Here is a 26,788-nt window from a genome sequence, read left to right as displayed (position 1 = left end):
TGGCAGGGGACAATCCGCCGATCAGGACCGGCTACCGGTGGACGACCCAGCCGCGCTCGGTCAGTACGTCGACCAACTGGTCGACCGAACCGGGTTTGACCGCCAGCTCGACCTCACCGACCGGACGGCCCGGACTGTGGTCGATCCGCAGGTCCTCGACGTTCGCGCCGGACTCGGCCGCGTCCGCGAACAACCGGGCCAGCTGACCGGGCCGGTCGGGGATGGTCACCAGCACGGTCACCAGGTCGATATGCGGCGTACCGTGCTTGCCCGGCACCCGGACCGCACCCGAGACGCCGAGCCCGAGGATCGAGGTCAGCTCCTCGGCGGCCTCTTCCTTGCCCAAGGCAACGAGTAGGCGATCGAGCTCACCGCGGATCTGCTCGAGCAGGCCGGTCAGGGCGGTCGAGTTCGCGGACACGATCTGGGTCCACAGCTTGGGGTCGCCGGCCGCGATCCGGGTCACGTCCCGGACGCCCTGGCCTGACAGCTGCAGGTGCGAGGTCGGCGCGTCGGCCAGCGTGCCCGCGGCGAGCGCCGACATCAGGTGCGGCAGGTGTGACACCCGGGCGACGCCGAGGTCGTGGTCCTCGACAGACAGCTCGACGGTCCGTGCCCCGGCCGCCTCGGCCAGCCGCCGTACCAGCTCGATCGCCTCGGGCGAGCTGGTGCCGTGCGGGGTGATCGCCCAGGTCGCGCCGTCGAAGAGGTCCGCGCGGGCGGCGAGTGGCCCGTTGCGCTCGGAGCCGGCCATCGGGTGACTGCCGACGTACCGGCTGAGGTCGCCGGTGAGCTTGCCCGCGTCGGCGAGCGGCTTCGACTTCACGCTGGCGGCATCGGTGACGACCGCGTCGGTCTGCTCCAGCTGCTCGGCGATCACCGCGCCGACGTGATCCGGCGGTACGGCGACCACCACGAGCTGCGGCTCGATCTGGACCAGCCGCGAACCCGCGCCGATCCGCTCGGCCATCAGCGCGGTGTCCGGATCGGCATCGACGAGCTCCACCACGACACCCAACCGCGCCAGCGCCAGGCCGATCGACGTACCGATGAGTCCGGTGCCGACGATCCGAACCGGACCGCGCAGCTCGGTCACTGGGCGCCCGTCAGGTCTGGACGGAGAGCTACCGCGCCGTGCAGGTAGACGTGCTGGATCTTCTCCCGGGAACGTGGGGTCTCGGTGTGCACCATCAGCCGGACCACGCGCGGCAGGGCGTGCGGGACGGCGATCTCCTGCATGCACATCAGCGGTACGTCGGTCAGCCCGATCTGGCGGCCGGCCACGGCGGGAAACTCCGAGTGCAGATCCGGCGTGACGGTGAACAGGATGCTGATCAGATCCTCGTTCTCCAGATCGTTCGCCTCCAGGACCGCCCGCACCAGCTCCGCGGACCGCTCGAGCAGATGCTCGCGCTCGTCCACGTCGAGCTGAGTGGCACCCCGGATCGCCCGTACCGCCACGTCTTCGCCTCCTTGGTCGTCTGTCTCCAACCCTAGAGCAGAGTGGTCAGAGAGTGGACAGCCGTCTCGGATAGTGCCGCCTCGAGCAGCCTCCGGGCCACCGGAAGCAGCCCGGCGTCCCGGACCGGTGCGAGCGGATCAGTCAGTTGCCGACGACGGCGGAACGATCCCGGCGGTTGGCCGTACGCGGCGGAGAATCGGCGGGAGAAGTGGTACGGATTGCTGTAGCCACAGTCGGACGCGATCTCCGCGATCGTCGCGTTGGTGCGCAGGAGCGCGGTCGCAGCCCGGGCCAGCCGGATCAGATCCAGGGCGTACGCCGGTCCGCAGGCGTACCGCTCCCGGAAGAGCCGGTGCAGGTGTCCAGCCGACAGATTCGCCGCGGCGGCCAGCTCCGGGACGGAGATGATTCGCGGGCCGCTCCTCGCCCACACGGTCGCGACATGGTCGACCAGGCGCCGGACAGCATCCGGCAGCTCCTCGCGCGACTGGCCGGCCGGAGCGCTGAGGAAGACCTCCAGCATCGTCGCCACAAGCCGGTCGCTATGTCCCCGGACCGACGATGACGGTACGCCGGCAAGGTCCAGCAGGTAGGTGCACAGCCCGTCCAGCAGGCTCGGATCGGACCGGGATCGCACCGACGGCCAACTCGACGGATCGCCGAGTCCGCCGAAGTCCTCGATCTGGAAGTGCACGTACGCGTGTCGCGACGAGCGATCGCAGTCCCAGATATAAGCATCCCGGTTCCCGCGCCGAGCCAATGCCACCGTGCCCGGGCGAAGGTCCTCCTCCACGGTCGCCTGCCGGACGCCGGCATCGTCGTACACGTCGGTCCGCCACCGCGCCGAACCGCTCAGGATCCACAGCAGTTCGTAGTTCGGCAGCGTGCGTGGGCCATAGGTCGCCCCGGGCGGATAGTCCGCGACCTGGACCACGGAGTTCACGCTGATCACCGGGGGTTGCGATGTCACGAACAGATAGTAATCCGCACGCGCGCGACATTGGCCGGGCCTGGTCTGCTCTGAGACCGTGAAGCCGGTCATCGCCCCCGAGGCCGGATGGAGCATCAGATGCAGCCTGTCACCGCCGTACCGAGCTTCGCCGAGGTCACCGACGAGTTGGTCGAGTCCTTCCGGCGGGACGGCTTCGTCGTCCTCGATCAGGCTGTGTCGCCTGACCAGGTCACCGCGCTCCATGCCGCGGCCGAGGCTCTCTGCCGCGGTGACCTCGGCGTCATCGACGGAGGTCCGGCCGCCGAGCCGACCGCGGACGTCCTGCGCAAGTACCTGTGCATCCACCAGCCGCACAAGGTGTCCGACGTGGCGCTCGCGGCGTTGCGGGCGCCACGGGTGGTCGCGGCGCTGACCGCGGTGATCGGGCCGAACGTCAAGGCCATGCAATCGATGCTGTTCATCAAGCCCGAGGGGAAGCCGGGCCAGGCATGGCACCAGGACGAGTTCTTCATCCCGACCAGGGACCGCTCGCTGACCGCGGTGTGGATCGCGCTCGACGATGCCACCGTGGAGAACGGCTGCCTGTGGGTTCTGCCGGGCTCCCACCGCCGCGGTGTCATCTACCCCGACCGGGAGCAGGACGATCTCCGCTTCGACTGCACGGTGGAGGCGTTCGACTTCCCGTACACCGACGACGACGCCGTCCCGGTCGAGGTGCCCGCGGGTTCGGCGGTGATCTTCAACGGCTATCTGCTGCACCGATCACTGCCGAACACCGGCCGGCACGGCCTCCGCCGGGCGCTGGCCAACCACTACATGAGCGCGGAGTCGCTGCTCCCCTGGCAGTCCGTGCCACCTGGAGTCCACGTCGGCAAGCACGACTACCGCGACATCGTGATGGTGGCCGGGACCGATCCGTACGCCTACAAGGGCATCGACGATCTCGCTCGCCCGCACTCCCGCCGGGACAAGGACGGCGGGTGCGACCGCTGACTCAGCCCGCCTGAGCCTCGGCGGCGTCGACGGCCTGCTCCAGCAGGAGGGCGATCGTCATCGGTCCGACGCCGCCCGGGACCGGCGTGATCAGGCGGGCGACCTGGGCCGCCTCCTCGAAGTGCACGTCGCCGATGTTGCCCTCGTTGTATCCGGCGTCGACCACGACCGCTCCCGGCTTCAGCCAGTCGCCGCGGACGAAGTCCGGTTTGCCGACCGCCGCCACCACGATGTCCGCGGTCCGGACGATCTCCGGCAGGCCGACGGTCCGCGAGTGCGTGTAGGTGACGGTCGCGTTCGATGCCAGCAGCAACATCCCGACCGGCTTGCCGAGAATCGGGCTGCGGCCGATCACGACCGCGTGCGCCCCGGCGATCGGTACGTCGTACGCCTCCAGCAGGCGTATGATCCCGCCGGGCGTCGCGGACCGGAACCCGGGATCCCCGAACGCCATCGCGGCGAACGACCGCATCGTCACGCCGTCGACGTCCTTGGCCGGATCGATCGCCTCGAACGCGGCCCGCTCGTCGATCTGCGCCGGCACCGGATGCTGCAGCAGGATCCCGTGCACCGCCGGGTCGCTGGAGAGCTTGTGAATCTCGGCGACCAGTTCGCCGGTGGTCGTCTCCGCGGGGAGTACGACGCTCCGCGACGCGATGCCGGCCTTCTTCGACCGGTTCTGCTTCATCCGCACGTACGTCGCCGACGCGGGGTCATCGCCCACCAGCACCGTCGCCAGACACGGCTGCACGCCGGTCTTCTCCTCCAGAGCCTTCGCCCTGGCGGCCGCCTGAGCCACGATCTCCGCGGCGAGGTCGGTCCCGGTCATCAGTTCTGCAGTGGTCATGCGCGCACTCCTTCGGGCGTCGACAACAGGTCAGATGCCCAGGCGCGCGGCGCAGCCGGATTTCCGGCAGGCCGTTCCCCGGTGGTTCCCCACCTCAACGCCAGTCGCGGCCCACCGGTCAGGATACCCGGGCGGTCACCTCGGCGATGAACGTGTCGGCGACGCCGTCGCCGATGCGGGGGTAGGTCTGGGAGTGCGGGAGGCGGATGTCGCGGATCTCCTCGGCCTGGGTGACCAGGTGGTTGATCTGGGCCCGGCTGGTGGCGACGTCCGAGCTGTTGCCCTCGGCTCCTGCTTCGAGGACGCGGAGGGCCTCGCGGAGCGCCTGACCCCAGTAGAAGCTCGCGTCGAGCCAGGCATCGGTCTCGTCGGCGAAGGACGGGTCGGACACACCGGCGCGGATCTGCGCCGGAGCGTTCTCGATCGCCTCGAAGTACGGCTCGAGCTCCGCGATCGCGCCGGCCAGGTCGCCGCCCTCCCAGGTCGCCCAGAACTCGGCGATCTTCGCGGCCAGCACCGGCGCGTTCGCCAGGTGCAGCTTCCCGTCGTACGTCGTCAGGTCGGCGAAGACCTCGAGCGCCGCGATCGTCTCCGGATCGCCGGAGGCCCGCTCGGCGATCGCGCGACGCCAGGACGCCTGCTGGTCGTACGTCGCCGGGTTCCAGCCGAACTCCGCGAACGAGTAGAGCGCAATCTTGCTGGCCCCGGCCTGGTTCATCGGGTTCGAGATCACGCCAACGACCTGGTCGGCCAGGCCTGGCTCGCGGTTGCTGTAGTCCGCGAGCAGGATCCGGCCGTGCGCGTAGTCGTTGACCGGGTAGTTGTCCCAGATCAGGATGTCGTGCCCGAACACCGCCTTCGCCTCGGCCGCTTGTGCGCTCGTGATCGAGTGCGGGACGACACCGATCCCGGTCCAGTGCACGACGACCGCACTGTCCAGCTGCTCCCGGAGCGCCTGCTTGTACGGCGACTCGGTCACGTCGTAGTACTCGGTCGGCACCATCTGCAGCGGGGCGAGATCCGGCTTGGTCGCCACCCACTCGCGCTGGATCCGGTTCAGCAGGTCGCTCTGCGCCCGCCCGGCCCCGCCACCACCGGCGCCGTACATCTCCTCGTCCTCGGCGCTGTGCCACTTCTCGTACTCGATGTCGTCCAGCGGGACATTGAACGCCCGGACGCCGAGCTCGTAGAGCGCCTCGAACTTGGCGATCAGCGCCTGGAATTCGGCGTCGTCGGTGTAGCGGATCGAGAGGCCGGGTGAGAGCGCGAAGGTAAAGTCGACCTTGTTCCGCAGCGAGCGCTCGATCAGCTCGCCGAGCTCGGCCAGCTTGTCGGCCGGGTACGGGTCACGCCACTGCTCGCGGTGGTACAGGTCGTCCTTCGGGGCGTACTGGTACGTGTTCATCCGGTGCGCGCCGAGGTAATCAAGGTGATCGAGCCGGTCGGCGTGCGACCACGGCGTGCCGTAGAAGCCTTCGATGGAGCCGCGGTACCGCATCGTCGGCCAGTCGCGGATCTCGACGCCGTCCAGGTGGTTGCCCTGGACAAGCTGTGCGAAGGTCTGCGCGGCATAGAAGGTGCCGCGCCCGTCGACGCCCTCGAGCACGACCTGATTGCTCCCGACGGCAACGACGTACCCCTCGGCCGGCAGCCCTTCAGCGGGCCGTACTTCGAGGCCGCCTCCGCCCAACCGGATCGTGACGGCCGCTTCTCCGTCGATGATGGTCTGTACGCCGGCGCGCGTCAGCGTCTCGCGGACGACGCGCTCGGCGTCCGGGTCAGTGGTCGGACCGTGCACCAGCCCGATCGTGTCGCCGAGGTCGAAGCCGTCGTCGCGGCGGGTGGTCTGCTGCGGTTCTGGGGTCACGATCCCAAGCTTTCAGAGAAGTCCGGCGTGGTCGAGAGCGAGGTACGCGGCATCGATTCCCGTCATCGCGCCCGGAGTCCGGAGCTCGGTGCGGAACGCGTCCACTGTCAGCTCGACCGGGACACAGTCCTCCGTCTCGTCCAGCGCCTGCTTCCCGTCGGGACGGCAGCCGCGCGCGATCGCGACGTACTTGCGATAGATCGAGGACGCGGACGACCACTGCCAGCCGACCAGGTCGAGCGACTCGCAGGTGTACCCGGTCTCCTCCTCGAGTTCGCGGGCACCGGCCAGCGCCGGGTCCTCCCCTGGCTCGACCAGCCCGCCGGGAAGGTTCGTGACGATTCGATCCGGTCCGGCCCGGAACATCCGGACGGTCACGATCCGGCCCTCGGGGGTCAGCGGCAGGACAGTGATGCCCGCCGTGATGCCCTCCGCGGACTTCGGGCCGAACACGTCCCACTCCACCACGCGCCCGTCCGGCAGCCGGTAGCGCCGAAGGTTCACGGTCAGGAACCGGTGGAACCCCGGCTCCTCGCCGAGCAACTCCCACGGCTCCGGGTCGCCGGGACGAGACAGCTCAGCCGCCGCGGAGTCCGCGGCGGCTGAACCTTCAGCTGACTCGCTCACAGCGGCCGGTTGTCGTCCGGCTCCTCAGGCGGCGCGATAGGTACGTCGTCGTCCGCCGGCGCGACCGGGGTGTCGTCGGCCGAGGAAGCCGGCGTGGCGTCCTCAGCGGGCTTTGCCTCGACGGGTTCGGTCGGAGTCTCGTCCGGGCTGGACTCGGACAGGATGCGCGCCAGCGTCTCCTCGGAGATCCGCTTGAACTTGCGCACCTGCGTCCGGGTCCGGTCCAGGACGGCAACCTCGATCTGGTCCGGGGTCAGCTGGCGGACCTCGGTGCCGTCGTGGCTGAGCGCATCCACGGCCAGCCGGAGCGCGCCGGCCAGCGAGATGCCCTCCTTGAAGTGCTCGCCGACGTAGTCCGCGACCTGCTCAGCCGGTCCACCCATCACGGCGTACCCGCGGACGTCCGCGATCGAGCCGTCGTAGGTGAGCCGGTAGATCTGGTCCTCGGCCGTGCTGACGCCGACCTCGGCGACCAGGATCTCCACCTCGAGCGGCTTCTCACCGCCGGAGGAGAAGATCGCGCCGAGGGTCTGCGCGTACGCGTTGGCCAGCGCGCGGCCGGTGACGTCGCGCCGGTCGTAGGAGTACCCCCGCATGTCGGCCAGCCGGACGCCGGCGATCCGCAGGTTCTCGAACTCGTTGTACCGGCCGACGGCGGCGAACGCCATCCGGTCGTAGATCTCGGCCACCTTGTGCAGCGCGGGCGAGCGGTTCTCCGCGACGAACAGGATGCCGTCGGCGTACTGCAGGGCAATCGCGCTGCGGCCCTTGGCGATGCCCTTGCGGGCGAAGTCGGCCCGGTCCCGCATCAGCTGCTCGGGCGAGACGTAGAACGGAACGCTCATCGAAGGTGTCGTCCTCTAATCAGTCGATGGGGATCAAGGTCAGGTCAGGGACGCCGAGGCCGGGCCGTCGGGACGGTTGTGGCGCTCGGCCCAGGCCGCGTCGACGATCGCGGCGACCTCGTCCTCCGGCATCCGCCGGTAGCCGTCCGCGGTGACCACGCCGACCACCGGGAAGATCCGCCGCAGCATGTCCGGACCGCCGGTCGCCGAGTCGTCGTCGGCGGCGTCGATCAGGGACTGGATCACGGCCGTGACGCAGTCGGTCACCGAGCTGTCCTCGCGGTAGAGCTTCTTCAGCGCGCCGCGGGCGAACACCGAGCCCGAGCCGACGCTGTGGAAGTGGTGCTCCTCGTAGCGCCCGCCGGTCGGGTCGTAGGAGAAGATCCGGCCGCCCTTGATGTCCGGGTCGTAGCCCGCGAACAGCGGCACCACGGTCAGGCCCTGGAGCGCCATCGAGAGGTTGCCCCGGATCAGCGCGCTCAGCCGGTTGGCCTTGCCGTCCAGGCTGAGGGTGGCGCCCTCGAGCTTCTCGTAGTGCTCCAGCTCCACCTGGAACAGCCGGACCATCTCGATCCCGAAGCCGGCGGTGCCCGCGAACGCGACCGCGGAGTACTCGTCGGCGGGGAACACCTTCTCGATGTCACGCTGGGCGATGATGTTGCCCATCGTGGCCCGCCGGTCGCCGGCCATCACCACGCCACCGGGGAAGGTGGCCGCGACGATCGTCGTACCGTGCGGGACGTCCTGGGAGAAGTCGGCCGACCCCAGGCTGCGCCGTCCCGGCAACAGGTCGGGCGCGTGCCCGGCCAGGAAGTCCATGAACGACGAGCCACCTGGGATCAGGAAGGCTTCCGGCAACCGGCCGGAGGCATCAAAAGTCATCGAGCGGTTCACTCCCCACCCTTTTGCACGAATCCGCGGACGAACTCCTCGGCGTTCTCTTCGAGGACCTCGTCGATCTCGTCCAGGATCGAGTCGACGTCGTCGTCGAGCCGCTCCTTACGCTCCTGGACGTCCTCCGACGCCTCGACCTGCTCGACCTCTTCCTCGGTCGACGAACGCTTCGGCTGCTTGTGCTGCTGACCGCCGTCCTTCGCCATGGCCACACACCTCCTAGAACCGCTGGAAAGGCCGCCCAACCGACCCTTCTACAGCGACCCTACCCGGCAGCACCCCCAGTGATGGTGCGAACCAGGTCACTCGCGGTGTCGCATTGGTCAAGAAGTGCCCCGACATGCGCTTTCGTGCCCCGCAGCGGGTCCAGCGTCGGGATCCGCTGCAGCGACTCCTTGCCCGGCAGATCGAAGATCACCGAGTCCCAGGAGGCGGCCGCCACCTGCGGCGCGTACTGCTGCATGCAGCGGCCGCGGAAGTACGCCCGGGTATCGGTCGGCGGGTGCGAGACCGCCATCCGGATCTCCTCGTCGGACACCAGCCGCTGCATCCGGCCGGCCTTCACCAACTTGTAGTAAAGCCCCTTGTCCGGGCGCAGGTCGGCGTACTGCAGGTCGACGAGATGGAGTTTCGAGTCGTCCCAGTCCAGGCCGTCGCGGTCGCGGTACGACTGGAGCAGTTTGTACTTCGCCACCCAGTCGAGCTGGTCGGCCAGCCTCATCGGGTCGGTGGCGAGCTGGTCGAGCACCTGCTCCCAGCGGTGCAGCACGTCCTTGGTCTGCCGGTCCGCGTCGTCGCCGTACTTGTCCTCGACGTACTTGCGGGCCTGCTCGAGGTACTCCGTCTGCAACTGGACCGCGGTCAGCTTGCGGCCGTCCTTGAGCGTCAGCAGGTGCGTGCAGGTCGGGTCGTGGCTGACCTCGTGCAGCGCGCTGACCGGGCGGTCCACGCCGAGGTCGTCGGTCAGCCAGCCGTCCTCGATCATCGACAGCACCAGCGACGTCGTCCCGACCTTCAGGTACGTCGAGATCTCGGACAGGTTCGCGTCGCCGATGATCACATGCAGGCGGCGGTAGCGGTCCGGATTCGCGTGCGGCTCGTCGCGGGTGTTGATGATCGGCCGCTTCAGCGTCGTCTCCAGCCCGACCTCGACCTCGAAGTAGTCGGCGCGCTGGCTGATCTGGAAGCCGTGGGCGGCGCCGTCCTGGCCGATGCCGACACGGCCGGCGCCGGTGACCACCTGACGGCTCACGAAGAACGGCGTCAGGTGCCGCACGATCGACGCGAACGGCGTGGACCGGCGCATCAGGTAGTTCTCGTGCGAGCCGTACGACGCGCCCTTGTTGTCGGTGTTGTTCTTGTACAGGTTCAGCGGCGGGGCGCCGGGGATCTGGCGGGCCTGCCGGGCGCCTTCCATGATCACCAGCTCGCCGGCCTTGTCCCAGACCACGACGTCGCGCGGGTTGGTGCACTCGGGGGCGGAGTACTCCGGGTGGGCGTGGTCGACGTACAGCCGGGCGCCGTTGGTGAGGATCACGTTCGCCAGGCCGGTCTCCTCGTCGGTGAGCTGGCTGGAATCGGCCACCTCCCGGCTGAGGTCGAAGCCGCGCGCGTCCCGCAGCGGGTGCTCCTCGTCGAAGTCCCACCGGGTCTTCCGCGCGAGCGGCTGCGTCTGGGCGTAACCGTTCACCACCTGGCTCGAGGTCAGCATCGGGTTGGCCCCGGGCTGGCCGGGCACCGAGATGCCGAACTCCGTCTCGGTTCCCATGATCCGCCGAACACTCATGCGAACGAGCCTACGCGGTGCGGCCGCCTAAAGGTGTTGCTGTGTCCACAGGGTTACGTGTGAAACTGCGTCCGTGGACGAATTGGTGGCGATCCTGGACGAAGACAACCGGGTCGCCGGATCGGCACCCCGCTCGGTCATGCGCCGGGACAATCTGCGCCACGCGGCCACCGGCGTACTCGTCCGGAATCCGGCCGGCGACATCTACGTGCACCGTCGTACGCCGACCAAGGACGTCTACCCGGGCCGGTACGACTTCGCCGCCGGGGGTGTCGTCGCGGCCGGCGAGGACCCGTACGACGCCGTGGTCCGAGAGCTGGCCGAGGAGCTCGGGATCACCGGTGCCGAGCTGGTGCGATTGCCGGAGGGCGACTATGCCGACGAGCACACCCGCTACCGCGCGTACCTGTACAGCTGCGTCTGGGACGGCCCCGTGAAGCACCAGCCGGAGGAGGTCGAGTGGGGCGCGTGGATGTCCCCGGCCGACCTCGTCGCCAAGCTGGACGACCCCACCTGGTCCTTCATGCCCGACACCGCCGCCCTGCTCGGCCCGCTGGTCCGGACCCTGGTGTGACGATCCCGCAGGGCTGGGACACCCACGCCTGGATCGAAGGCCCGTGGTTCGCGGACTCGACGACATCCTGGCCTCGCTCTGATGCAACCATCGGGTCGGTCTCCGGTCATTACCCGGTGTGAAGATCATCCTGACTGACGATACGGAGCCGGTCATGGCTACGGGATCCGATCCGGAGCTTTGGGAGCGGTTGCGCACCGGCGACCACTTCGCGCTGGGCGAGCTCTTCGACCGCTACGCGGACGACGTGCACGCCTTCGCGTTCCGGCGGACCGCCTCCTGGAGTACTGCCGAGGACGTGGTCCAAGCGACGTTCCTGAGCACTTGGCGGCGATTCCAGCGCAACCCACCAGGCCCACTGACCGGGCCCAGCGCCCGCGGCTGGCTGCTGATGGTGGCCGGCAACGAGTGCCGGACCCTCTTCCGTACGGCGAGCCGGCTGCGCAGACTGCTGGATCGTCTGCCTGACCCTGCGCCCGACGGCGATCACGCCCCAGAGGTCGCCCGCCGGCTGGACGACGAGCGCCGCATGTCTGCCGTCCGTCGTGCCGTGGCCAAACTTCCCCGGCACGAACGGGAGACTCTCGAGCTCGTTGTCTGGTCCGGCCTCACGATGGCCGAGGCCGCGGACGCGCTCGGCGTACCGGTCGGAACCGTCAAGGCGCGGCTCCACCGCACCCGTCGCCGTTTCCCGGACCTGCTGACGCGGGTCGCACTCACCGAGGAGCTCTCATGAACATCCGCCTCGACCCGCCACCCGTCCCCCCGTTGACCTCGTCCCAGCGGTCCCAGCTCCGCAACCGGGTGATGGACAAGTCGATGCCCGGACGAGACCACTCGACCCGGCGCTGGGTCGCGCCGGTGGTTGCCGTCGCAGCCGTGGCAGCCGTGGTCGCCGGCACGCTCGTGATCACCGGCAGGCCTTCCAGCGATCCCGGAGTCGCCGGCACACCGTCCCAGACCCCGACCCAGGCGCAGGCCCCCGCCAGGATCGGCGTCGATCTCGGAGCGGTCCCGCGGGGCGACGCATCCAGGCTCCTCAGCGACTGCACCTTTCCGCGGTCGGACAAAGGCGGCGTCGTCAAGATCCTCTGGAGCCGCCACGTACGGGGCATCACCCGGGACAGCACAACGTCGGTGGCGGTGGCCCTGAACTCAAGGGGCTCTCATCCCGCATCCGCCAGGCTGGGATACAGGGTCTGCATGACGCGCGTGCCGCCGTCCGCCAAGCTCGGCGCCGTCGGCAGCGTCGGTATCGTCGCCGATCAGGCCTGGACCGCCCGCCCGACGGCTGAGCGAGGCTTGGTGACGCTCGGCGGGTCGGACACCGACTTCACGAACGACCTCGGCACCCTGCAGGCGTGGACCATCTACCGGGCCCGGTCGGATATCGCCAGAGTCGAAGCCCGGTACGTGTTGAACGGCAAGGCCGGTGAGTGGACCAAGGGGGTCGTTGACGGCGGCTTCGCGTACACGGAGGTCCAGGCGCACGGGAAGTTCACGGTGGGCCAGCGCCTCAAGGCGGAGGTCCGCGCCTTCGACGCCGCCGGCAAACCGGTACCCGTCAAGGGGTAGCCGGGCCGGGCTCGGGTCAGCGCCGGCGGTAGTCCGGCCTGCCCGCGATCCGCGAGATCGAGCGAGCCAGGTTGATCCCGACCAGACCACCCCAGCAGACGATCACCGCGATCGTGCCCTCCTGAGTGGCCGCGATCGCGGTGATCGGAATACCCATGACCACGGACACGATGGCGAGCGCGAGACCGCCCGGATCGCTCTCCCGGCTCTCCTTGACCGGCTTGGCCGGCGCGGCGACGGGGACCTGAGCGGCGCGCGCATCCAGCTTCTCCAGGAAGCTGTCGATCAGCTCCGCCTCGTACTCCGGTCCCAGTTCCTGCCGCGCGGCCACCGCCGCACGCAGGTCCTTCCGCGCCTCATCCGTCGCCATACCAGCAAGCTAAACCCGCCCCCACCTCCCCGTAATCAGGGGAAACCCCGGTCGCACCCTTCAGCTGGACCTGGACATCCGGTGTGCGATCGCGGCGGCCTCGATCCGGTTGGCCGCGCCGAGTTTCTGCAGGATGTGCGACACGTGGACGCCGACCGTCCGGACGCTGATCACCAGCGCCACCGCGATCTCCCGGTCGGTGCAGCCACGGGACAGCAGGGTCAACACCTCGGCCTCCCGTGCTGTCAGCCCGAGAACCTCGTCAAGTCCGTCGCCGGGTTCAGCCTCGGCCGCCGGGGTCGCGAGCCGCAGACGGGCCAGTTCGGCGAGCAACTCGAGCTCGCGCCGCAACGGCTGCGCACCGATCCGGACTGCAGCCTCGTAGGCCGAACGGGCGGGAATGCTCGCCTCGGCCCGGGACGCTCCGGCCGTGACCAAGGCCTCCACCTGGCGCCACCGGCAGTAGGCCATGAGCGGTACGCGATCGAGATCTGCCCAACGGCCCGCGGCGTCGGCCCACAGCTCAGGATCGACGACGCCCCGGGCGCGCTGGTACTCGGCGTCGGCCAGCCCGAACCAGGCGCTGCCGACCGGCGTCACCGATGCGGCGTCCTCGGCAGCACGACGGGCGAGCGCGATCAGTTCATCGGCGTGGTCGAGCACGCTCCGCTCCGAGGCCGCATCGCGTCGGGTCCTGGCAACCGCGGCAAGCTCTGCCTGTGCCCGCAAACCCTTTGCACAGAACCAAACCCGAAGCTGTGCGGCCCCGACAGAGCCGATCCGTTCCAAGGCCGCGTTCGTGTGATCCGCGGCGTCGGCCCACCGCTGGTCCCACAGCGCGAGTTCGGCCAGGTAACCGTCGTAGATGCCGAGCCCACGGTCCGGACGCAGGGTCTCGAGCGCGGCGTCGAGGTGCTCCCGTGCCGCGACGAAGTCACCGCGGCCGATCTCGAGATCGGCTCGAAGCATCAGCAGCATGTAGGGGAAGCTCGCCATCGTCGATCGCAACGCGGCCGTGCTCAGTGCGTCGGCCTCGTCCCACTCGCCCAGGGCGAGCAGCGCCTCGATCAGATTCGAGACCAGTACGGCGCTGTCGATGCCGTACCGGTGGACCGCCTCCAGACCCTGGCGGCCGACCTGGACGGACTCCCGTAGCCGGCCCAGCATCGTCAGGGCATCGGTCAGATTGACGTACACCCGATCCAGCCCGATCCCGTCGCCGATCTCCTCGGCCAGCCGCAGCGCCTCGCCGAGATCGGACAGGCCCTCCTCCGTCCTGCCCAGGTAGACGCGGTCGGCGCCACGCACGGTCAGCGCGCGAACCAGAGCCTCTCCGGCACCGGCGTCACGGGCGAGCGCCAACGCCTGTTCGGCCAGCCGCGCGGACTCCGCGTGGCGCCAGGCGACCATCAGGCCGCCGGCGAACGAGGCGAGTACGTACGCCCGGTCCGGCAACGGCTCGGCCCGGGCAAGTTCGACCGCGCGCTCGAGCGCCGCGAGGCCGGACAGATCGCTGCCGATCTCGTGGAGGTACTCACCCAGCCGCATCTGCAGCAGCGCCGCGCGGCGCCGATCGCGGTCTCCGACCAGCTCGATCGCGCGCCGGGCGAGCTCGACCGCCCGCGGCGCCTCGCCGGTCTCGCTGGCGAGCTCGGCGGCCCACGCACAAATGCCGGCCAGATCGGACCCGGCGAGCTCGGCCGCGTTCGCCACCGCCGGCCACAGCGAGATGGCCCTTTCCAGATGGGTGCGCGCCTCGGCGAGACCGGCGACGGCCACCGCCTCGCGAGCGGCGGCGACCGACGCCGCCAGCGCCTCAGGGGCGCGTCCCGCCGCCGCCCAGTGCGGTGCCAGCTCAGCCGGGGCGGCCGCTTCACTGCGCGCCAACTCCTCAGCGAGGCGTTCGTGGATCTCCTCGCGCTCACCCGGCAGCAGAGTCGCGTAGACCGCCTCCGCCAGCAGCGCATGGCGGAATAGAAAGCTGCTCGCCGTCGGCTCGGCGACCAGCACGCCGTGCTCGACCGCCTGCCGCAGCGCCGCGCGAACGTCCTGCTCGGGCATCAGCGCGACTGCTCGCAGCAGCGCGTATCCGACCTCCCGGCCGGCGGCCGAGGCGATCCGGACGACCGCCCGGGCCTGCTGATCGAGCCGGTCGACCCGTTGCAGCAAGAGCTCACGCAAGCTTCGCGGCAGACCGCTGTCGCCGGCCGCGGCGATCAGTTCCTGCGCGAAGAACGGATTGCCCTCGGACCGGACCACGATCGCATCGGCGTTGGCGGTGGCCCGTGGCGGGACGTCGTACGCCGCGACGAGTTTGGACAGATCATCACGGTCGAGCGGTCCGAGATCCACGAGCAGTGCCGATCCCGAGCGCCGTACTCCGTTGGCGAGCCGGAGCATGCGCTCACTCGACGACGGCTCGTCCGCTCGGTACGTCGCCACCAGCAGCACCGGCCGGTCGTCGACGTACTGGGCGAGGTACACGACGAGATCGAGCGTGGACGTGTCCGCCCAGTGCAGGTCCTCGAGGACGAGGAGCACCGGTGCGGACTCTGCCCGGTCCGTGAGCAGACCCAGGATGTTCTCGAAGACGCGAAACTGCTGGCCGTCCGCCCGAGGGAGGTCACCGACCGGACGCAGCGCCTGCGCGAACGGCTGGTAGGGCAGCTCGGTGCCGACCAGATCGATCGAGCGCCCGAGCAGGACTTCGAAGCCGGCGTCCCGGGCGCGTGCGGACAGCTCGGCCGTCAGCCGGGTCTTACCGATGCCGGCGTCGCCCGCGATCAGGACGGTCCCGCCACGGCCCGTCCGGGCAGCGTCCAGTACGCCCGCGAGCGCCTCGAGTTCACGGGCGCGCCCGACGAACACATCGCTCGCGCGAGCCTTCATCTGGTCAGTATCACGCCGCACCGACTACGTAGGCCGCAGAGCAGGGATACGTAGCCCGTTCCGGATGCCGTCCTTGCCGCCGCACGGTGACGATCGAGTCGACCGAACGAGCCGAGGAGGGGCCATGACAGCAGTCATCGAGCAGCCGACAGTCCATACCGTGCTGGGCGGTGGCGGCCTGCGCCTGCACGTGCGCGAATGGGGCCGGACGGACGGGCCACCGATCGTGTTCATCCACGGTCTGTCGCAGAGCCATCTGTGCTGGCGCAAGCAGTACGAGAGCGCGCTGGCCGGCGAGTTCCGGCTCGTCGCTTACGACCTGCGCGGCCACGGCATGTCCGAGGCGCCGCTGGACCAGGAGCAGTACACCGACGCCCGCCTGTGGGCCGACGACCTCGCCGCGGTCATCGAGCGGTTGCAGCTCGACCGGCCGGTCCTGGTGGGTTGGTCGTACGGCGCGTTCGTCATCTGCGACTACGTGCGAGCGTACGGCGAGGACCGGATCGGCGGGATCGACTTCGTCGGTGGCGCGGTCCGGCTCGGTCCGTCGGCGTACGGCACTCTGATAGGCCCCGGCTTCCTGGACAACTTCCCCGACCTGATCGCCGACGACCTGCCGGCCAACATCCGCGGTGCGCGTGGTCTGATCCAGGCCTTCCCGGCCACCCCGTTCACGGCCGACGACACAGAGCTGTTGCTCGCGGCGAGTATGACCGTCCCGGCCCGGATCCGGGCCAACCTGGCGGCCCGCGAGATCGACGAGGACGACGTACTGCGGACCCTCACGGTGCCGCTCGTGGTCACCCACGGCCGCGCCGACACGGTGGTGCTCCCGGCGATGGCCGAACACGTGCTGGCGACCTGCCCGACCGCCGAGGCCGCCTGGTACGACGGAGTCGGCCACACCGTGCACCTGGAGCAACCCGAGCACTTCAACCGGGAGCTGGCGGCGCTCAGCCGGCGGGTCGCCGGGTAGGCCTGGAATGCCGAACGGCCGCCGGTCAGCTCAGGGGCTGATCGGCGGCCGTTCGCGGTGTTCTTACAGGTACTGACCGGTGTTGGTGGCGGTGTCGATGGAGCGGCCGGGCTCGGTGCCCTGCTTGCCGGAGATGAGGGTACGGATGTAGACGATCCGTTCGCCCTTCTTGCCGGAGATGCGGGCCCAGTCGTCCGGGTTGGTGGTATTCGGGAGGTCTTCGTTCTCCTTGAACTCGTCCACGCACGCCTGCAGCAGGTGCTGCACCCGCAGGCCCTTCTGGTTCTCGTCCAGGTAGGCCTTGATCGCCATCTTCTTGGCCCGGTCGACGATGTTCTGGATCATCGCGCCCGAGTTGAAGTCCTTGAAGTACAGGACCTCCTTGTCACCGTTCGCGTAGGTGACCTCGAGGAACCGGTTCTCGTCGGCCTCGGTGTACATCCGCTCGACGGTGCGCTGGATCATCCCGTTCACGCACTCCGCCTTGTCGCCGCCGAACTCGCTCAGGTCGTCGGCGTGCAGCGGCAGGGTGGTGGTCAGGTACTTCGAGAAGATGTCCCGGGCCGCCTCGGCGTCGGGGCGCTCGATCTTGATCTTCACGTCCAGCCGGCCCGGCCGCAGGATCGCCGGGTCGATCATGTCCTCGCGGTTGGAGGCACCGATGACCAGCACGTTCTCCAGGCCCTCGACACCGTCGATCTCGCTCAGCAACTGCGGGACGATGGTGTTCTCGACATCGGAGGAGACACCGCTGCCCCGGGTACGGAACAGCGAGTCCATCTCGTCGAAGAACACGATCACCGGCATGCCCTCGGAGGCCTTCTCGCGGGCCCGCTGGAAGACCAGCCGGATGTGCCGCTCGGTCTCACCGACGTACTTGTTCAGCAGCTCCGGGCCCTTGATGTTCAGGAAGAAGGACTTCTGCCCGTCCACCCCGGTCCGCTCGGCGACCTTCTTGGCCAGCGAGTTCGCCACCGCCTTCGCGATCAGCGTCTTGCCACAGCCCGGCGGGCCGTACAGCAGGACGCCCTTCGGCGGCTTGAGCTCGTGCTCCAGGAACAGGTCCTTGTGCAGGTACGGCAGCTCGACCGCGTCCCGGATCTGCTCGATCTGACCGCTCAGACCGCCGATCTGGGTGTAGTCGATGTCCGGGACCTCTTCGAGGATCAGCTCCTCGACCTCGGACTTCGGGATCTTCTCGTAGACGTAGCCGGAGCGGGGCTCCAGCAACAGCGAGTCACCGGCCCGCAGGGCCTGGTCCATCAGCGGCGAGGCGAGCCGGACGACCCGTTCCTCGTCGGCCTGCGCGATCACCAGCGCCCGCTCGCCGTCGGCCAGCAGCTCCTTCAGCATCACCACGTCGCCGACGACCTCGAACTCGCAGGCCTCGACCACGTTGAGCGCCTCGTTCAGCATCAGCTCCTGGCCGAGCTTGAGCGCGTCCAGGTCGACCGATGGGCTGGCCGCGACCCGGAGCTTGCGGCCACCGGTGAACACGTCCAGCGTGTCGTCTTCGTTGCGTCCGAGGAAGGTGCCGAATCCGGACGGCGGTTGGGCCAGCCGGTCGACTTCCTCCTTCAGGGCGATGATCTTCTCTCGCGCCTCCCGCAGCGTGTCGGCCAGCCGCTCGTTCTGAGCGGTGACACTCGCCAAGGAGGCCTGGGTTTCGGACAGTCTGCTTTCGAGCGACCGGCTGTCCGCCGGGTGCTCGAGCAGCCGACGTCGCAACGCCGCGACCTCGGCTTCCAGGTACCGGACCTGGTTACGCAGCTCTGCCGCGGTAGGACTCTCGTCTCCAGCCACGATCATCACCTCACCATGTGGGGCTCGACCCTATGGACCTTACCCAGAAAACCTCGCCGGGCAAGCTGTATCCCATCACGTGTCGGTTGCGGATGAATCAGTTGCCTTCGGCATGTCGTCGGATGTCTCGGCACGGCGCGGCCCCACGTAGTCGTCGCCGTACGCGCCTGGTGCGGGCCGGCGCTTCTTGCGGGGTGCCTGCACCCCGTGCGCCATCCGCCTGGCGGTGACCAGAAAAGCTGTGTGACCTTGCATTCGGTGTCCCGGGCGGACCGCGAGACCCTCTACATGCCAGTCTCGCACGAGCGACTCCCAGGCGCGCGGCTCAGTGAACTCACCGTGTGCCCTCAGCGTCTCCACAAACCGGCTCAGCTGCGTCGTGGTGGCCACATAGGCACACAGCACCCCACCGGGTGAAAGCGCCTCAGCGGCGGCGTCAACGCACTCCCAGGGCGCCAGCATGTCCAGGACGATGCGGTCCACGTCCTGCTCGTTCAGCTTCTCGACCAGATCGCCGACCTCGAGCCGCCAGGCCGGGTGCTCGCCGCCGAAGAAACCGGTCACGTTCTTTCGTGCGACCTCGGCGAAGTCCTCCCGCCGCTCGAACGAGACGACCTGCCCGTGGATCCCGACCGCCCGCAGCAGCGCCGTGGTCAGCGCGCCGGAGCCGGCCCCGGCCTCGACCACCTTCGCGCCCGGGAAGATGTCGGCCATCGTCACGATCTGCGCGGTGTCCTTCGGGTAGATCACCGCGGCGCCCCGGGGCATCGACACCGAGTAGTCGGCCATCAACGGCCGCAACGCCAGGTACTCGACGCCGCCCTTGGACCTGATCACCACCGCGTCCGGCCCGTCGATCAGGTCGTCGTGCGCGATCCCGCCCTTGGTGGTGTGGAAGATCTTCCCGCGCTCCAGGAACACCGAGTGCCGCCGGTTCTTGGAGTCCTGCAGGGTGATCCACTCCCCCGCCTGCAACGGGCCGTGATGGACCCCGGAGAACGCCTGGTCGGGAAAGTCGCGCAAGTCAGCCATAAGGCGCTCACCTTAACTTTGAGTCACCCGTGAGCAGTAATTCAGCGGCCCGTCAACGACCTCTGAACGCCCGTTCGATGTCGGCGGTTGCGAGTACGCCGTACACGGCGCCGGCGGCGTCCAGGACCAGGTACTCCGACGCGGGGTGCTCGCGGACGGTGGCGAGGATCTCCTCGCCGGTGTCGTTGACGCCGATGATGTGGCCCGCGCCGATGCGCGTCGCGACCTCGCTCACGGTGGTCCACGGGCGCTGGTTCGGCGCCACGGCGGTGACCGCGGACTCGGACACCAGCGCGTGCGGCTTGCCGTCTCCATCGATGACCACAACCGCTCCGGCCTGCGACGCCCCGGCCAACCGGACCGCTTCGGAGATCGGCGTACCGGAGTGGACCGCGATCGCGCGCCGGGCCAGCGTGCGGACCTGGAGGGCGGGCAGCTTGCGCCGGAGCCGGGCCTGCATCAGCGACGCGGTGGAACCCATCCACAGGAACCATCCGACCAAGGCCGCGATGATGAAGTCGATGAACGACGGCTGCCGGTTCCAGATCTCCTCGATCAGGACGGGGGCCGCCAGCACCAGCAACGCGAGCACCCGGCCGGCCCAGGCGGCCACGACGGTGCCGGTGTGCATGTTGCCGGTGAACTTCCAGACCGCCGCCCGCAGCACCCACCCGCCGTCCAGCGGCAGCCCGGGGAGCAGGTTCGTGACGCCGACGATCAGGTTCGCGATGCCGAGCTCCCAGAGCGCGACGTACCCGACACCCTCGTCGAAGGCGCGGGAGCCGAGATAGGCGAGCCCGCCGACGATCAGCGAGGCAACCGGGCCGACCACCGAGACGGCGAATTCCTCGAATGGTGACTTCCGCTCGCCCTCGATGTGCGTGCCGGCCGCGAAGAAGCCGAGGTTGATCTCGGACACCGGGATGCCGAACCGCATCGCCATCAGCGCGTGCGCCAGCTCGTGCACCAGGATCGACAGTGTGAACGCGACCACGAACGCGAACGCGGCCAGATAGCGCCAGCCGCCCAGGTCCGGGAACTGCTGCCCGATGATCGCGGCGAACCCGATCGCCAGCAGCATCGCCACCGGCAGCCAGGTGAACCGCATGGTCAGCCGGATGCCGCGGACGCGACCGATCACCCAGGTACCCGGCGGTGGGCCGGCGGGCTGGGCGGGGTTCTGGGGATCGCGCGGTTCTGGCATCGACCCAACGCTACTTGTCCGGCGGTAACACCACGCTACATACCCACCTCACACGCCGACGCCGAGCGTGGCGACGTACCCCTCGGTCGCGTTTCCGGTGACCGTCGCGAGCTGATGTACGCCGCCGTCGTCGCCGAACACGTTGTCGTTCTCCAGGGATGTCCGGGCCAGGTTCTGGGCGCTGCCGTCGTAGCCGTCGGTGGCGTAGACCGTGTCGCACGCCTCCTTGGGCAGGGCGAGTTGGGAGGTCCTGGTGATCTTCCCGGCCGCGGTCGCGTCGTTCAGGCTCGAGTAGACCTCGAAGTGGATATGCGGCCAGCGGCCCATGTACGCCGCCGGGAAGATCGTGGTGAAGGTGACCTTGCCGGTGGAGTCCGCGGCCTGGACGCCCCGGAGGTAGTTCTCATCGGTGGCGCCGTCGGAGTACAGCGAGTAGCGGCCCTGGGCGTCGCAGTGCCAGAGGTAGACGGCCGCGCCGTTCAGCGGGGTGTCCTTGTCCGCGTCGAGGATCGTGAGCTCGACAGTGAGGGGTACGCCGCTCGCCACGCCGGATGCGGATCCGAAGGACTTGGTGAGGTCGCTGCGGACGATGCCGGACTCGGTCAGCACGTTCGGTCCGTTGGAGCCGTCAGCCGGGTACGGCCCACCGGTCTCTTGCGGGATCTCGTCGACGTCCGTCGCACCGGAGGTGGTGGAGGCGGTCGGCGAGCTCGAGGTGGTGGACGCCGTCGGCGAGGTCGAGGCGGTGGTCGGATCGGCTGTGACCGAGCCGGTGTCGTCCGCCGAGCAGCCGGCCACCGCGGCAAGGCCGGCGCCCGCGAAGAGGCCGAGAAAGCGTCGGCGATGCAGCGTGCCCAGGTCGTACTCCAGGCCCAGGTCGTGTTCACGGGGTGGCTTCGGTGGTGGCGTCATGCAACCAGCCTGACGAGTCGAGCCGATGGTCTTCCGAAAGTCCGCTGGGAGTTCGCTGTGAACAGGTTTTCCACAGACCCGGGTGGTGCGCACGCGAAGTGTCCATGGACTCGCCTAGGGTCTTGGGTATGAGCGTTGCAGCTGAAGTCGATGTGCATGGGCATCCCCGTGGGGCGTTGTCGCCGTCCCGGGCCGCGGACTTCATGAGCTGCCCGCTGAAGTATCGCTTCCGCGTCATCGACCGGCTGCCCGAGAAGCCGTCGTCCGCCGCCGTCCGGGGCACCGTCGTGCACGGTGTGCTCGAGCGCTTGTTCGACCTGCCGCGCGGTCAGCGGACGCTGGAGCACGCGGCCGAGATGCTCGAGCCGCAGTGGCAACACGTCCTGGAGATGGAGCCGGAGGTCGCGGAGCTGTTCGCCGAGGACGCGAGCGGCGAGGAGCTGGCCAAGTGGCTGGCCGAGGCGCACCAGCTGCTCGGGAAGTACTTCACCCTCGAAGACCCGAACGCTCTCGAGCCGGCCGAGCGGGAGCTGTACGTCGAGACCGCGCTGGAGTCCGGCCTGGTCCTGCGCGGGTACGTCGACCGCCTGGACGTCGCCCCGACCGGTGAGATCCGCGTGGTCGACTACAAGACCGGCCGGTCGCCGTCGGAGTTCTTCGAGGCCAAGGCCCTGTTCCAGATGAAGTTCTACGCGCTGGTGCTCTGGCGGCTGCGCGGCGTGGTGCCCGCGATGCTCCAGCTCGTCTACCTCGGCAACGGCGAGATCGTCCGCTACGTCCCCGACGAGGCCGACCTCCGCGCCTGCGAACGCAAGATCTCGGCCCTGTGGACGGCGATCACCCGGGCGCTCGAGTCCGGTGACTGGCGCCCGAGCCCCGGCCCGCTTTGCGACTGGTGCGACCACAAGGCCCTCTGCCCCGCCTGGGGCGGCACACCGCCACCCCTCCCGACCCGCTCGGTGGAGGAGGTCGCCGCCGAGTCCGCCGGGGTGGATCTGGTCGGCGTCGACGGCTGAGGCCGGCCACTCGCCCGCGGAGGAACCCTGGGTGGATAGCGTTCGTCGCATGAGTGTGGTTGACACGGCTGCAGTGCGTGCTGTCGGAGTGTGGAAGCGGTACGGCGGCGGCCAGACGCAGGTCGACGCGCTCGCGGACGTGAGTGCCGACTTCGGGAAGGGCCGGTTCACCGCGATCATGGGTCCCTCGGGGTCCGGGAAGTCGACCCTGCTGCATTGCCTCGCCGGCCTGGACAAGCCGACCGACGGACAGATCTTCCTCGGCGACGTCGACCTCACCCGGATGCCCGAGAAACAGCTCACCCACCTGCGCCGGGACCGGATCGGGTTTGTGTTCCAGGCGTTCAACCTGGTCCCGACCTTGACCGCTCTCGAGAACATCACGCTGCCCGTAGACCTGGCTGGGCGTAAGCCCGACCAGGACTGGCTCACGACTGTGATCGACACGATCGGCCTGACCGACCGCCTCGGGCACAAACCGTCCGAGCTGTCCGGCGGCCAGCAGCAGCGGGTCGCGTGCGCCCGGGCGCTCGTCTCCCGGCCGGACGTGGTGTTCGCCGACGAGCCGACCGGCAACCTCGATTCGCGCTCGTCGGCCGACGTACTCGGCTTCCTGCATCGTTCCGTCCGTGACTTCGGTCAGACCGTCGTCATGGTCACCCACGACCCGACCGCGGCCTCGTATGCCGACCGCGTGCTGTTCCTGGCCGACGGCAGGCTCGAGTCCGAGCTGCTCGACCCAACCGCCGAGACCGTGCTCGACACCATGAAGAAGCTCGACCCCGTGGTGGCCGGCTGATGCTCAAGCTCGGCCTGCGCTCGGTCCTCGCGCACCGGCTCCGCTTCGTGCTGTGCACGGTCGCGGTCCTGCTCGGCGTCGCGTTCGCCGGCGGTGCGATGGTCTTCACCGACACCCTCTCCGCCGCCCTGAAGAAGAACTTCACCACCAGTACGGCGGACATCACCGTCACGCCCGTCACTCCGATCGACGCCGGCACCGACCGGTCCGCGACCTTCCAGTCCACACTGGTCGAGCGCGTCGCCGCCGTACCCGGTGTTGCGAGTGCGAACCCGCAGCTCCTGGTCAGCGGAATACAGATCCTTGGTCCGGACGGGAAGCCGATGGAGACGTACGGCCTGCCGAACTTCGGGTCCGCGTGGCCCCGGGACTCCCGGACCGCGCAGTTCAAACTCCTCGAGGGCGACCTGCCCTGGGGCGTGGGCCAACTCGGCCTCGACCGGTCGACCGCGACCCGCCTGGGCTACGACTTGGGCGACCAGGTCCGGATCGTCACCCCGACCAGGGCCGTGACCGCCAAGCTCACCGCCATCACCACACCCAGTCTGGCCGGGATCTCGGCCGGCGCACCGCTCGTCACCTTCGACGCAGTCACCGCGCAACTGTTCCTGCTCGGCAAGCCGGGCTGGACCTCGATCAGTGTGGCCGTCCAACCCGGCGCCGATCCCGGCAGCGTGCGCAACGCGATCGCGCAGACCGTCGGCGACTCGGTCAAGGTCCGCACCGCCGCCCAGGTCACCGTCGATGGCCAGCACGACCTGGACAACACGTTCGGCGGCCTCAGCACCGTGCTGATGCTGTTCGCCGGCCTGGCGCTGTTCGTGGGGACGTTCCTGATCGTCAACACGTTCGCGATGGTGGTCGCGCAGCGATCCCGCGAGCTGGCGATGCTCCGGGCGATCGGCGCGTCCCGCGGCCAGGTCACCGGCACCGTCCTGGCCGAGGCGCTCGTCATCGGCGTGATCGGTTCGACCCTCGGTCTGCTCGTCGGCATCGGCGTGGCGGCGGGCATCCGGTTCTTCTATCAGCACCTCGACATCCAGATCCCGACCGCGCCGATGCAGGTCAGCGCCGCCACCGTGATCACGTGCTACCTGATCGGCATCGGTGTCACGATCGCGTCGGCGTACCCGGCGGCGCGCCGGGCCGGCAAGCTCCCGCCGGTCGCCGCGATGCGTGACGACGTGGCGCTGCCGGAGCGCTCGCTGCTGGTGCGCGTCCTCATCGGCGCGTTCATGCTGCTGATGGCCGTGACGCTGTACCTGATCGGGCTGAGCGCCGGTGCGCTCCCCGGCGCCGTCCTGATCGGGTTCGGGGCCGCGATCACCGTGCTCGGCGTCGTCATGGTGAGCCCGCTGATCAGCAGGTACGTCGTCCGCGCCCTGATGTGGCCGTTCGGGCGCAAGGCCGCGGTGACCCTGGGGCGCCGCAACGCCGAGCGGAACCCACGGCGGACCTCGGCCACGGCGTCCGCGCTGATGATCTCGGTCGCGCTGATCAGCGGCCTGCTCGTGATCGCCGCGTCGGCGAAGGCGTCGATCGACAAGAACATCGCCGACGAGCTCGGTACGGCGGAGCTCGTCATCACCTCCGACGGCCCGGCCGGCTTCAGCCCTCAGGTCGCCGACCGGGTCACGAAGGTCTCCGGCGTCCGGTCGGTGCATCAGCTCCGGCAGCAGGCCGGACAGGTCGGCGACTCCGCGGTGCAGGTCAGCGGTGTCAGCGATGGCACCCTCGACGGGTCGATCACCACGAAGTTCGACGCGGGCTCGGCGGCCGGACTGCACGACGGCCAGGCTGTCCTCCCCCGGAATCTGGCGAAAACCCTCGGCCTGAGCGTCGGCAAGACGTTCGACCTCACCACGACGACGGGCAAACACCGCCTCACCGTCGGCGGCATCCTGGCCCCGAACCGTCAACTGAACGCGATCGTGCTGTCGCTCCCGGCGTACGAGTCCGTCGGCGGCACCGCGAGCGACTGGGTCCTGTACGTCGAAGTTGCCCAGGGCACCCAAGTGGCGCCGGTCGCCGCCCTGATCCTCGGGCAGCTGAAGGACTACCCGTCGATCCAGGTCCGCGACCAGCAGGAGTACGCGGCCGGCGCCCGCGGACCGGTCAACAGCGCGCTGGCCGCGGTCGGCATGCTGCTCGCGCTCGCGATCCTGATCGCGATCCTCGGCATCATCAACACGCTCGCACTCGGCGTGGTCGAGCGGACCCGCGAGATCGGCCTGCTCCGGGCGATCGGCATGGACCGACCGCAGCTGCGCCGGATGCTCCGGGTCGAGTCGATCGCGATCTCGTTGCTCGGCGCCCTGCTGGGGCTGGCGATCGGGGTGCTGTTCGCGGCGTCCATCCAGTCCGCGATGGTCGACAACGGCCTGAACGTCCGCGACATCCCGGTGCTCCAGCTGGTGGTCGCCGCGCTGGCGGCCGCGGTCGTCGGCGTACTCGCTGCGGTCTGGCCATCACGGCGCGCAGCGCGTCTGGACGTCCTGCAGGCGATCGCCACGGAGTAGAAGGCGACCTACAGCCATACCACTGCCTACACAGGTAGCCTGCGATTGTGCCGGGCACAGTGCAGTCGATCGAGCGGGCTGCGGCCGTGCTGCGACTGCTCGCCGCCGCGCCCAACGGGCTCGGGGTGGCCGACCTCGGCAACGCGCTCGGGCTGGCGAAGACGACCGTGCACGGCATTCTGCGCACCCTGCACCAGGTCGGCTTCGTCGAACAGGACCACACCGGCGCGCACTACCACCTGAGCGACGCCTTCGGCCGGCTCGGCGAGAGCTACCTGGATCCGAACGAGCTCCGCAGCCGCGCGATCAACTGGGCCGACTCGCTGGCCTCCCGCAGCGGCGAGGTGGTCCGCGTCGGCCGCCTGGTCGAAGGCAAGGTCGTGGTCGTCCACCACGTCTTCCGGCCGGACGACAGCGACCAGGACCTCGACGTCGGTACGACGCTCCCGCCGCATGCGACCGCCCTCGGCAAGGCCGTGCTGGCGTTCGACACCAGCGGCGCCGCCCGGCCGCACAAGCTGGAGGCGTACACGACCCGGACGATCACCGACCCGGTCCGGCTCGTCGACGAACTGGCCGCGGTCCGCGCCAAGGGCTGGGCCGGCGAGTTCGAGGAATACACCGTCGAGCTGGCCGGCATCGCCGCTCCGATCCGGGGGCTCGGCGGCCTGGTGGTCGGCGCGGTCGGGCTGGCGGGGCGGGTCGAGCGCATCTGCGACAGCCGCCTGCGCCACCGCGCCGACCTGGTCAGCATGGTTCGTGCCACCGCGGAGGCCATCGGTCGTGACCTCCGGGAGGAGACTTGACGGGTGGGCCGAGTCGGTCGCGGAGAACCGGCCGGCGGGT

Annotated in this window: 25 protein-coding genes and 1 riboswitch; of the genes, 9 read left to right on the top strand and 16 right to left on the bottom strand. The window is 69.5% G+C overall.

The window, feature by feature from the left end; all coding sequences use genetic code 11:
- Positions 1-31: 31 nt before the first annotated feature.
- From ACXC9Q_RS03255 to ACXC9Q_RS03245, 3 genes are read right to left on the bottom strand one after another with little or no spacing between them, the layout of a single operon-like run.
- Positions 32-1,096: a prephenate dehydrogenase gene (locus ACXC9Q_RS03255; RefSeq protein WP_457054964.1), complete on the bottom strand. Its 1,065-nt coding sequence runs from the start codon at positions 1,094-1,096 to the stop codon at positions 32-34.
- Entirely contained in the window at positions 1,093-1,461 is a 369-nt protein-coding gene (gene aroH, locus ACXC9Q_RS03250) for a chorismate mutase (RefSeq protein ID WP_328520645.1), read from the bottom strand. Before aroH ends, ACXC9Q_RS03255 begins: the two co-directional genes overlap by 4 nt.
- 32 nt (positions 1,462-1,493) lie before the next feature.
- Positions 1,494-2,432, bottom strand: coding sequence for a helix-turn-helix domain-containing protein (locus ACXC9Q_RS03245; protein WP_457054963.1), 939 nt, complete (start codon positions 2,430-2,432; stop codon positions 1,494-1,496).
- A 99-nt stretch (positions 2,433-2,531) separates the two neighbouring features.
- Between ACXC9Q_RS03245 and ACXC9Q_RS03240 the strand changes: the two genes are divergently transcribed.
- Positions 2,532-3,407: a phytanoyl-CoA dioxygenase family protein gene (locus ACXC9Q_RS03240; protein WP_457054962.1), complete on the top strand. Its 876-nt coding sequence runs from the start codon at positions 2,532-2,534 to the stop codon at positions 3,405-3,407.
- 1 nt (position 3,408) lies between these two features.
- Here ACXC9Q_RS03240 and ACXC9Q_RS03235 read toward each other — a convergent pair whose 3' ends face one another.
- The 7 genes from ACXC9Q_RS03235 to dop all read right to left on the bottom strand — a co-directional run bounded on the left by ACXC9Q_RS03235 (position 3,409) and on the right by dop (position 10,273).
- A complete protein-coding gene (locus ACXC9Q_RS03235) occupies positions 3,409-4,254 on the bottom strand; it encodes a bifunctional 5,10-methylenetetrahydrofolate dehydrogenase/5,10-methenyltetrahydrofolate cyclohydrolase (RefSeq protein WP_457054961.1) in 846 nt (281 codons plus the stop codon).
- Positions 4,255-4,283: 29 nt separating this feature from the next.
- Positions 4,284-4,372, bottom strand: a riboswitch (ZMP/ZTP riboswitch).
- The gene (locus ACXC9Q_RS03230; RefSeq protein WP_457054960.1) at positions 4,373-6,121 is read right to left on the bottom strand and encodes a beta-N-acetylglucosaminidase domain-containing protein; all 1,749 of its coding nucleotides are present in this window, start codon (positions 6,119-6,121) and stop codon (positions 4,373-4,375) included.
- A 12-nt stretch (positions 6,122-6,133) separates the two neighbouring features.
- Positions 6,134-6,748: an NUDIX hydrolase gene (locus ACXC9Q_RS03225; RefSeq protein WP_457054959.1), complete on the bottom strand. Its 615-nt coding sequence runs from the start codon at positions 6,746-6,748 to the stop codon at positions 6,134-6,136.
- Positions 6,745-7,593: a proteasome subunit alpha gene (prcA, locus tag ACXC9Q_RS03220; protein WP_457054958.1), complete on the bottom strand. Its 849-nt coding sequence runs from the start codon at positions 7,591-7,593 to the stop codon at positions 6,745-6,747. The genes ACXC9Q_RS03225 and prcA overlap by 4 nt, the downstream gene beginning before the upstream one ends.
- A gap of 39 nt (positions 7,594-7,632) precedes the next feature.
- On the bottom strand, positions 7,633-8,475 hold the full coding sequence (gene prcB, locus ACXC9Q_RS03215; RefSeq protein WP_328520637.1) for a proteasome subunit beta: 843 nt from the start codon (positions 8,473-8,475) through the stop codon (positions 7,633-7,635).
- An 8-nt stretch (positions 8,476-8,483) separates the two neighbouring features.
- Positions 8,484-8,693 (bottom strand): ubiquitin-like protein Pup, encoded by a 210-nt coding sequence (locus tag ACXC9Q_RS03210; RefSeq protein ID WP_344236069.1) that lies wholly within the window; start codon positions 8,691-8,693, stop codon positions 8,484-8,486.
- A gap of 59 nt (positions 8,694-8,752) precedes the next feature.
- Positions 8,753-10,273: a depupylase/deamidase Dop gene (gene dop / locus ACXC9Q_RS03205; RefSeq protein ID WP_457054957.1), complete on the bottom strand. Its 1,521-nt coding sequence runs from the start codon at positions 10,271-10,273 to the stop codon at positions 8,753-8,755.
- A gap of 73 nt (positions 10,274-10,346) precedes the next feature.
- Here dop and ACXC9Q_RS03200 point away from each other — a divergent pair, with 73 nt between their 5' ends.
- From ACXC9Q_RS03200 to ACXC9Q_RS03190, 3 genes are all read left to right on the top strand, one after another.
- Positions 10,347-10,847, top strand: coding sequence for an NUDIX hydrolase (locus ACXC9Q_RS03200; protein ID WP_457054956.1), 501 nt, complete (start codon positions 10,347-10,349; stop codon positions 10,845-10,847).
- A gap of 154 nt (positions 10,848-11,001) precedes the next feature.
- Positions 11,002-11,583, top strand: coding sequence for an RNA polymerase sigma factor (locus ACXC9Q_RS03195; RefSeq protein WP_457054955.1), 582 nt, complete (start codon positions 11,002-11,004; stop codon positions 11,581-11,583).
- Positions 11,580-12,422 carry a hypothetical protein gene (locus tag ACXC9Q_RS03190; RefSeq protein WP_457054954.1) on the top strand — a complete coding sequence of 281 codons (843 nt, stop codon included), beginning with the start codon at positions 11,580-11,582 and terminating at the stop codon, positions 12,420-12,422. The genes ACXC9Q_RS03195 and ACXC9Q_RS03190 overlap by 4 nt, the downstream gene beginning before the upstream one ends.
- A 16-nt stretch (positions 12,423-12,438) precedes the next feature.
- Here ACXC9Q_RS03190 and ACXC9Q_RS03185 read toward each other — a convergent pair whose 3' ends face one another.
- Both ACXC9Q_RS03185 and ACXC9Q_RS03180 read right to left on the bottom strand, forming a co-directional pair.
- Positions 12,439-12,792: a hypothetical protein gene (locus ACXC9Q_RS03185; RefSeq protein ID WP_457054953.1), complete on the bottom strand. Its 354-nt coding sequence runs from the start codon at positions 12,790-12,792 to the stop codon at positions 12,439-12,441.
- A gap of 60 nt (positions 12,793-12,852) precedes the next feature.
- The gene (locus ACXC9Q_RS03180; RefSeq protein WP_457054952.1) at positions 12,853-15,681 is read right to left on the bottom strand and encodes an ATP-binding protein; all 2,829 of its coding nucleotides are present in this window, start codon (positions 15,679-15,681) and stop codon (positions 12,853-12,855) included.
- A 124-nt stretch (positions 15,682-15,805) separates the two neighbouring features.
- Between ACXC9Q_RS03180 and ACXC9Q_RS03175 the strand changes: the two genes are divergently transcribed.
- Positions 15,806-16,657 (top strand): alpha/beta fold hydrolase, encoded by an 852-nt coding sequence (locus ACXC9Q_RS03175; protein WP_457054951.1) that lies wholly within the window; start codon positions 15,806-15,808, stop codon positions 16,655-16,657.
- 63 nt (positions 16,658-16,720) lie between these two features.
- Here ACXC9Q_RS03175 and arc read toward each other — a convergent pair whose 3' ends face one another.
- The 4 genes from arc to ACXC9Q_RS03155 form a co-directional block, all read right to left on the bottom strand.
- Complete coding sequence (gene arc, locus ACXC9Q_RS03170; RefSeq protein ID WP_457054950.1) at positions 16,721-18,466, bottom strand: proteasome ATPase; 1,746 nt, start codon at positions 18,464-18,466, stop codon at positions 16,721-16,723.
- A 69-nt stretch (positions 18,467-18,535) separates the two neighbouring features.
- Complete coding sequence (locus tag ACXC9Q_RS03165) at positions 18,536-19,492, bottom strand: tRNA (adenine-N1)-methyltransferase (RefSeq protein WP_329476838.1); 957 nt, start codon at positions 19,490-19,492, stop codon at positions 18,536-18,538.
- 52 nt (positions 19,493-19,544) lie between these two features.
- Entirely contained in the window at positions 19,545-20,696 is a 1,152-nt protein-coding gene (locus ACXC9Q_RS03160) for a site-2 protease family protein (protein ID WP_457054949.1), read from the bottom strand.
- A gap of 48 nt (positions 20,697-20,744) precedes the next feature.
- Positions 20,745-21,608, bottom strand: a complete 864-nt coding sequence (locus tag ACXC9Q_RS03155; protein WP_457054948.1) for an intradiol ring-cleavage dioxygenase — start codon at positions 21,606-21,608, stop codon at positions 20,745-20,747.
- A 128-nt stretch (positions 21,609-21,736) separates the two neighbouring features.
- Here ACXC9Q_RS03155 and ACXC9Q_RS03150 point away from each other — a divergent pair, with 128 nt between their 5' ends.
- The 4 genes from ACXC9Q_RS03150 to ACXC9Q_RS03135 are packed head-to-tail and all read left to right on the top strand — an operon-like array spanning position 21,737 to position 26,748.
- Entirely contained in the window at positions 21,737-22,624 is an 888-nt protein-coding gene (locus tag ACXC9Q_RS03150) for a RecB family exonuclease (protein WP_457054947.1), read from the top strand.
- Between the two features lie 49 nt (positions 22,625-22,673).
- The gene (locus tag ACXC9Q_RS03145) at positions 22,674-23,423 is read left to right on the top strand and encodes an ABC transporter ATP-binding protein (protein ID WP_457054946.1); all 750 of its coding nucleotides are present in this window, start codon (positions 22,674-22,676) and stop codon (positions 23,421-23,423) included.
- A complete protein-coding gene (locus ACXC9Q_RS03140; RefSeq protein ID WP_457054945.1) occupies positions 23,423-25,942 on the top strand; it encodes an ABC transporter permease in 2,520 nt (839 codons plus the stop codon). Before ACXC9Q_RS03145 ends, ACXC9Q_RS03140 begins: the two co-directional genes overlap by 1 nt.
- 47 nt (positions 25,943-25,989) lie before the next feature.
- Positions 25,990-26,748 carry an IclR family transcriptional regulator gene (locus tag ACXC9Q_RS03135; protein ID WP_457054944.1) on the top strand — a complete coding sequence of 253 codons (759 nt, stop codon included), beginning with the start codon at positions 25,990-25,992 and terminating at the stop codon, positions 26,746-26,748.
- Positions 26,749-26,788: the final 40 nt, after the last annotated feature.

The organism is Kribbella sp. CWNU-51, assembly GCF_054073265.1.
Note: the sequence above shows the minus strand (reverse complement) of the source record. Positions and strands in the feature narration are given on the sequence as shown.

Bases quoted from the DNA above. Each gene is read 5' to 3' on its own strand.
- ACXC9Q_RS03240 (WP_457054962.1), top strand. From the start codon at position 2,532: ATGCAGCCTGTCACCGCCGTACCGAGCTTCGCCGAGGTCACCGACGAG.
- ACXC9Q_RS03235 (WP_457054961.1), bottom strand. From the start codon at position 4,254: ATGACCACTGCAGAACTGATGACCGGGACCGACCTCGCCGCGGAGATC.
- prcA (WP_457054958.1), bottom strand. From the start codon at position 7,593: ATGAGCGTTCCGTTCTACGTCTCGCCCGAGCAGCTGATGCGGGACCGG.
- prcB (WP_328520637.1), bottom strand. From the start codon at position 8,475: ATGACTTTTGATGCCTCCGGCCGGTTGCCGGAAGCCTTCCTGATCCCA.
- ACXC9Q_RS03210 (WP_344236069.1), bottom strand. From the start codon at position 8,693: ATGGCGAAGGACGGCGGTCAGCAGCACAAGCAGCCGAAGCGTTCGTCG.
- dop (WP_457054957.1), bottom strand. From the start codon at position 10,273: ATGAGTGTTCGGCGGATCATGGGAACCGAGACGGAGTTCGGCATCTCG.
- ACXC9Q_RS03195 (WP_457054955.1), top strand. From the start codon at position 11,002: ATGGCTACGGGATCCGATCCGGAGCTTTGGGAGCGGTTGCGCACCGGC.
- ACXC9Q_RS03190 (WP_457054954.1), top strand. From the start codon at position 11,580: ATGAACATCCGCCTCGACCCGCCACCCGTCCCCCCGTTGACCTCGTCC.
- ACXC9Q_RS03185 (WP_457054953.1), bottom strand. From the start codon at position 12,792: ATGGCGACGGATGAGGCGCGGAAGGACCTGCGTGCGGCGGTGGCCGCG.
- ACXC9Q_RS03180 (WP_457054952.1), bottom strand. From the start codon at position 15,681: ATGAAGGCTCGCGCGAGCGATGTGTTCGTCGGGCGCGCCCGTGAACTC.
- ACXC9Q_RS03175 (WP_457054951.1), top strand. From the start codon at position 15,806: ATGACAGCAGTCATCGAGCAGCCGACAGTCCATACCGTGCTGGGCGGT.
- arc (WP_457054950.1), bottom strand. From the start codon at position 18,466: ATGATCGTGGCTGGAGACGAGAGTCCTACCGCGGCAGAGCTGCGTAAC.
- ACXC9Q_RS03165 (WP_329476838.1), bottom strand. From the start codon at position 19,492: ATGGCTGACTTGCGCGACTTTCCCGACCAGGCGTTCTCCGGGGTCCAT.
- ACXC9Q_RS03160 (WP_457054949.1), bottom strand. From the start codon at position 20,696: ATGCCAGAACCGCGCGATCCCCAGAACCCCGCCCAGCCCGCCGGCCCA.
- ACXC9Q_RS03155 (WP_457054948.1), bottom strand. From the start codon at position 21,608: ATGACGCCACCACCGAAGCCACCCCGTGAACACGACCTGGGCCTGGAG.
- ACXC9Q_RS03150 (WP_457054947.1), top strand. From the start codon at position 21,737: ATGAGCGTTGCAGCTGAAGTCGATGTGCATGGGCATCCCCGTGGGGCG.
- ACXC9Q_RS03145 (WP_457054946.1), top strand. From the start codon at position 22,674: ATGAGTGTGGTTGACACGGCTGCAGTGCGTGCTGTCGGAGTGTGGAAG.
- ACXC9Q_RS03140 (WP_457054945.1), top strand. From the start codon at position 23,423: ATGCTCAAGCTCGGCCTGCGCTCGGTCCTCGCGCACCGGCTCCGCTTC.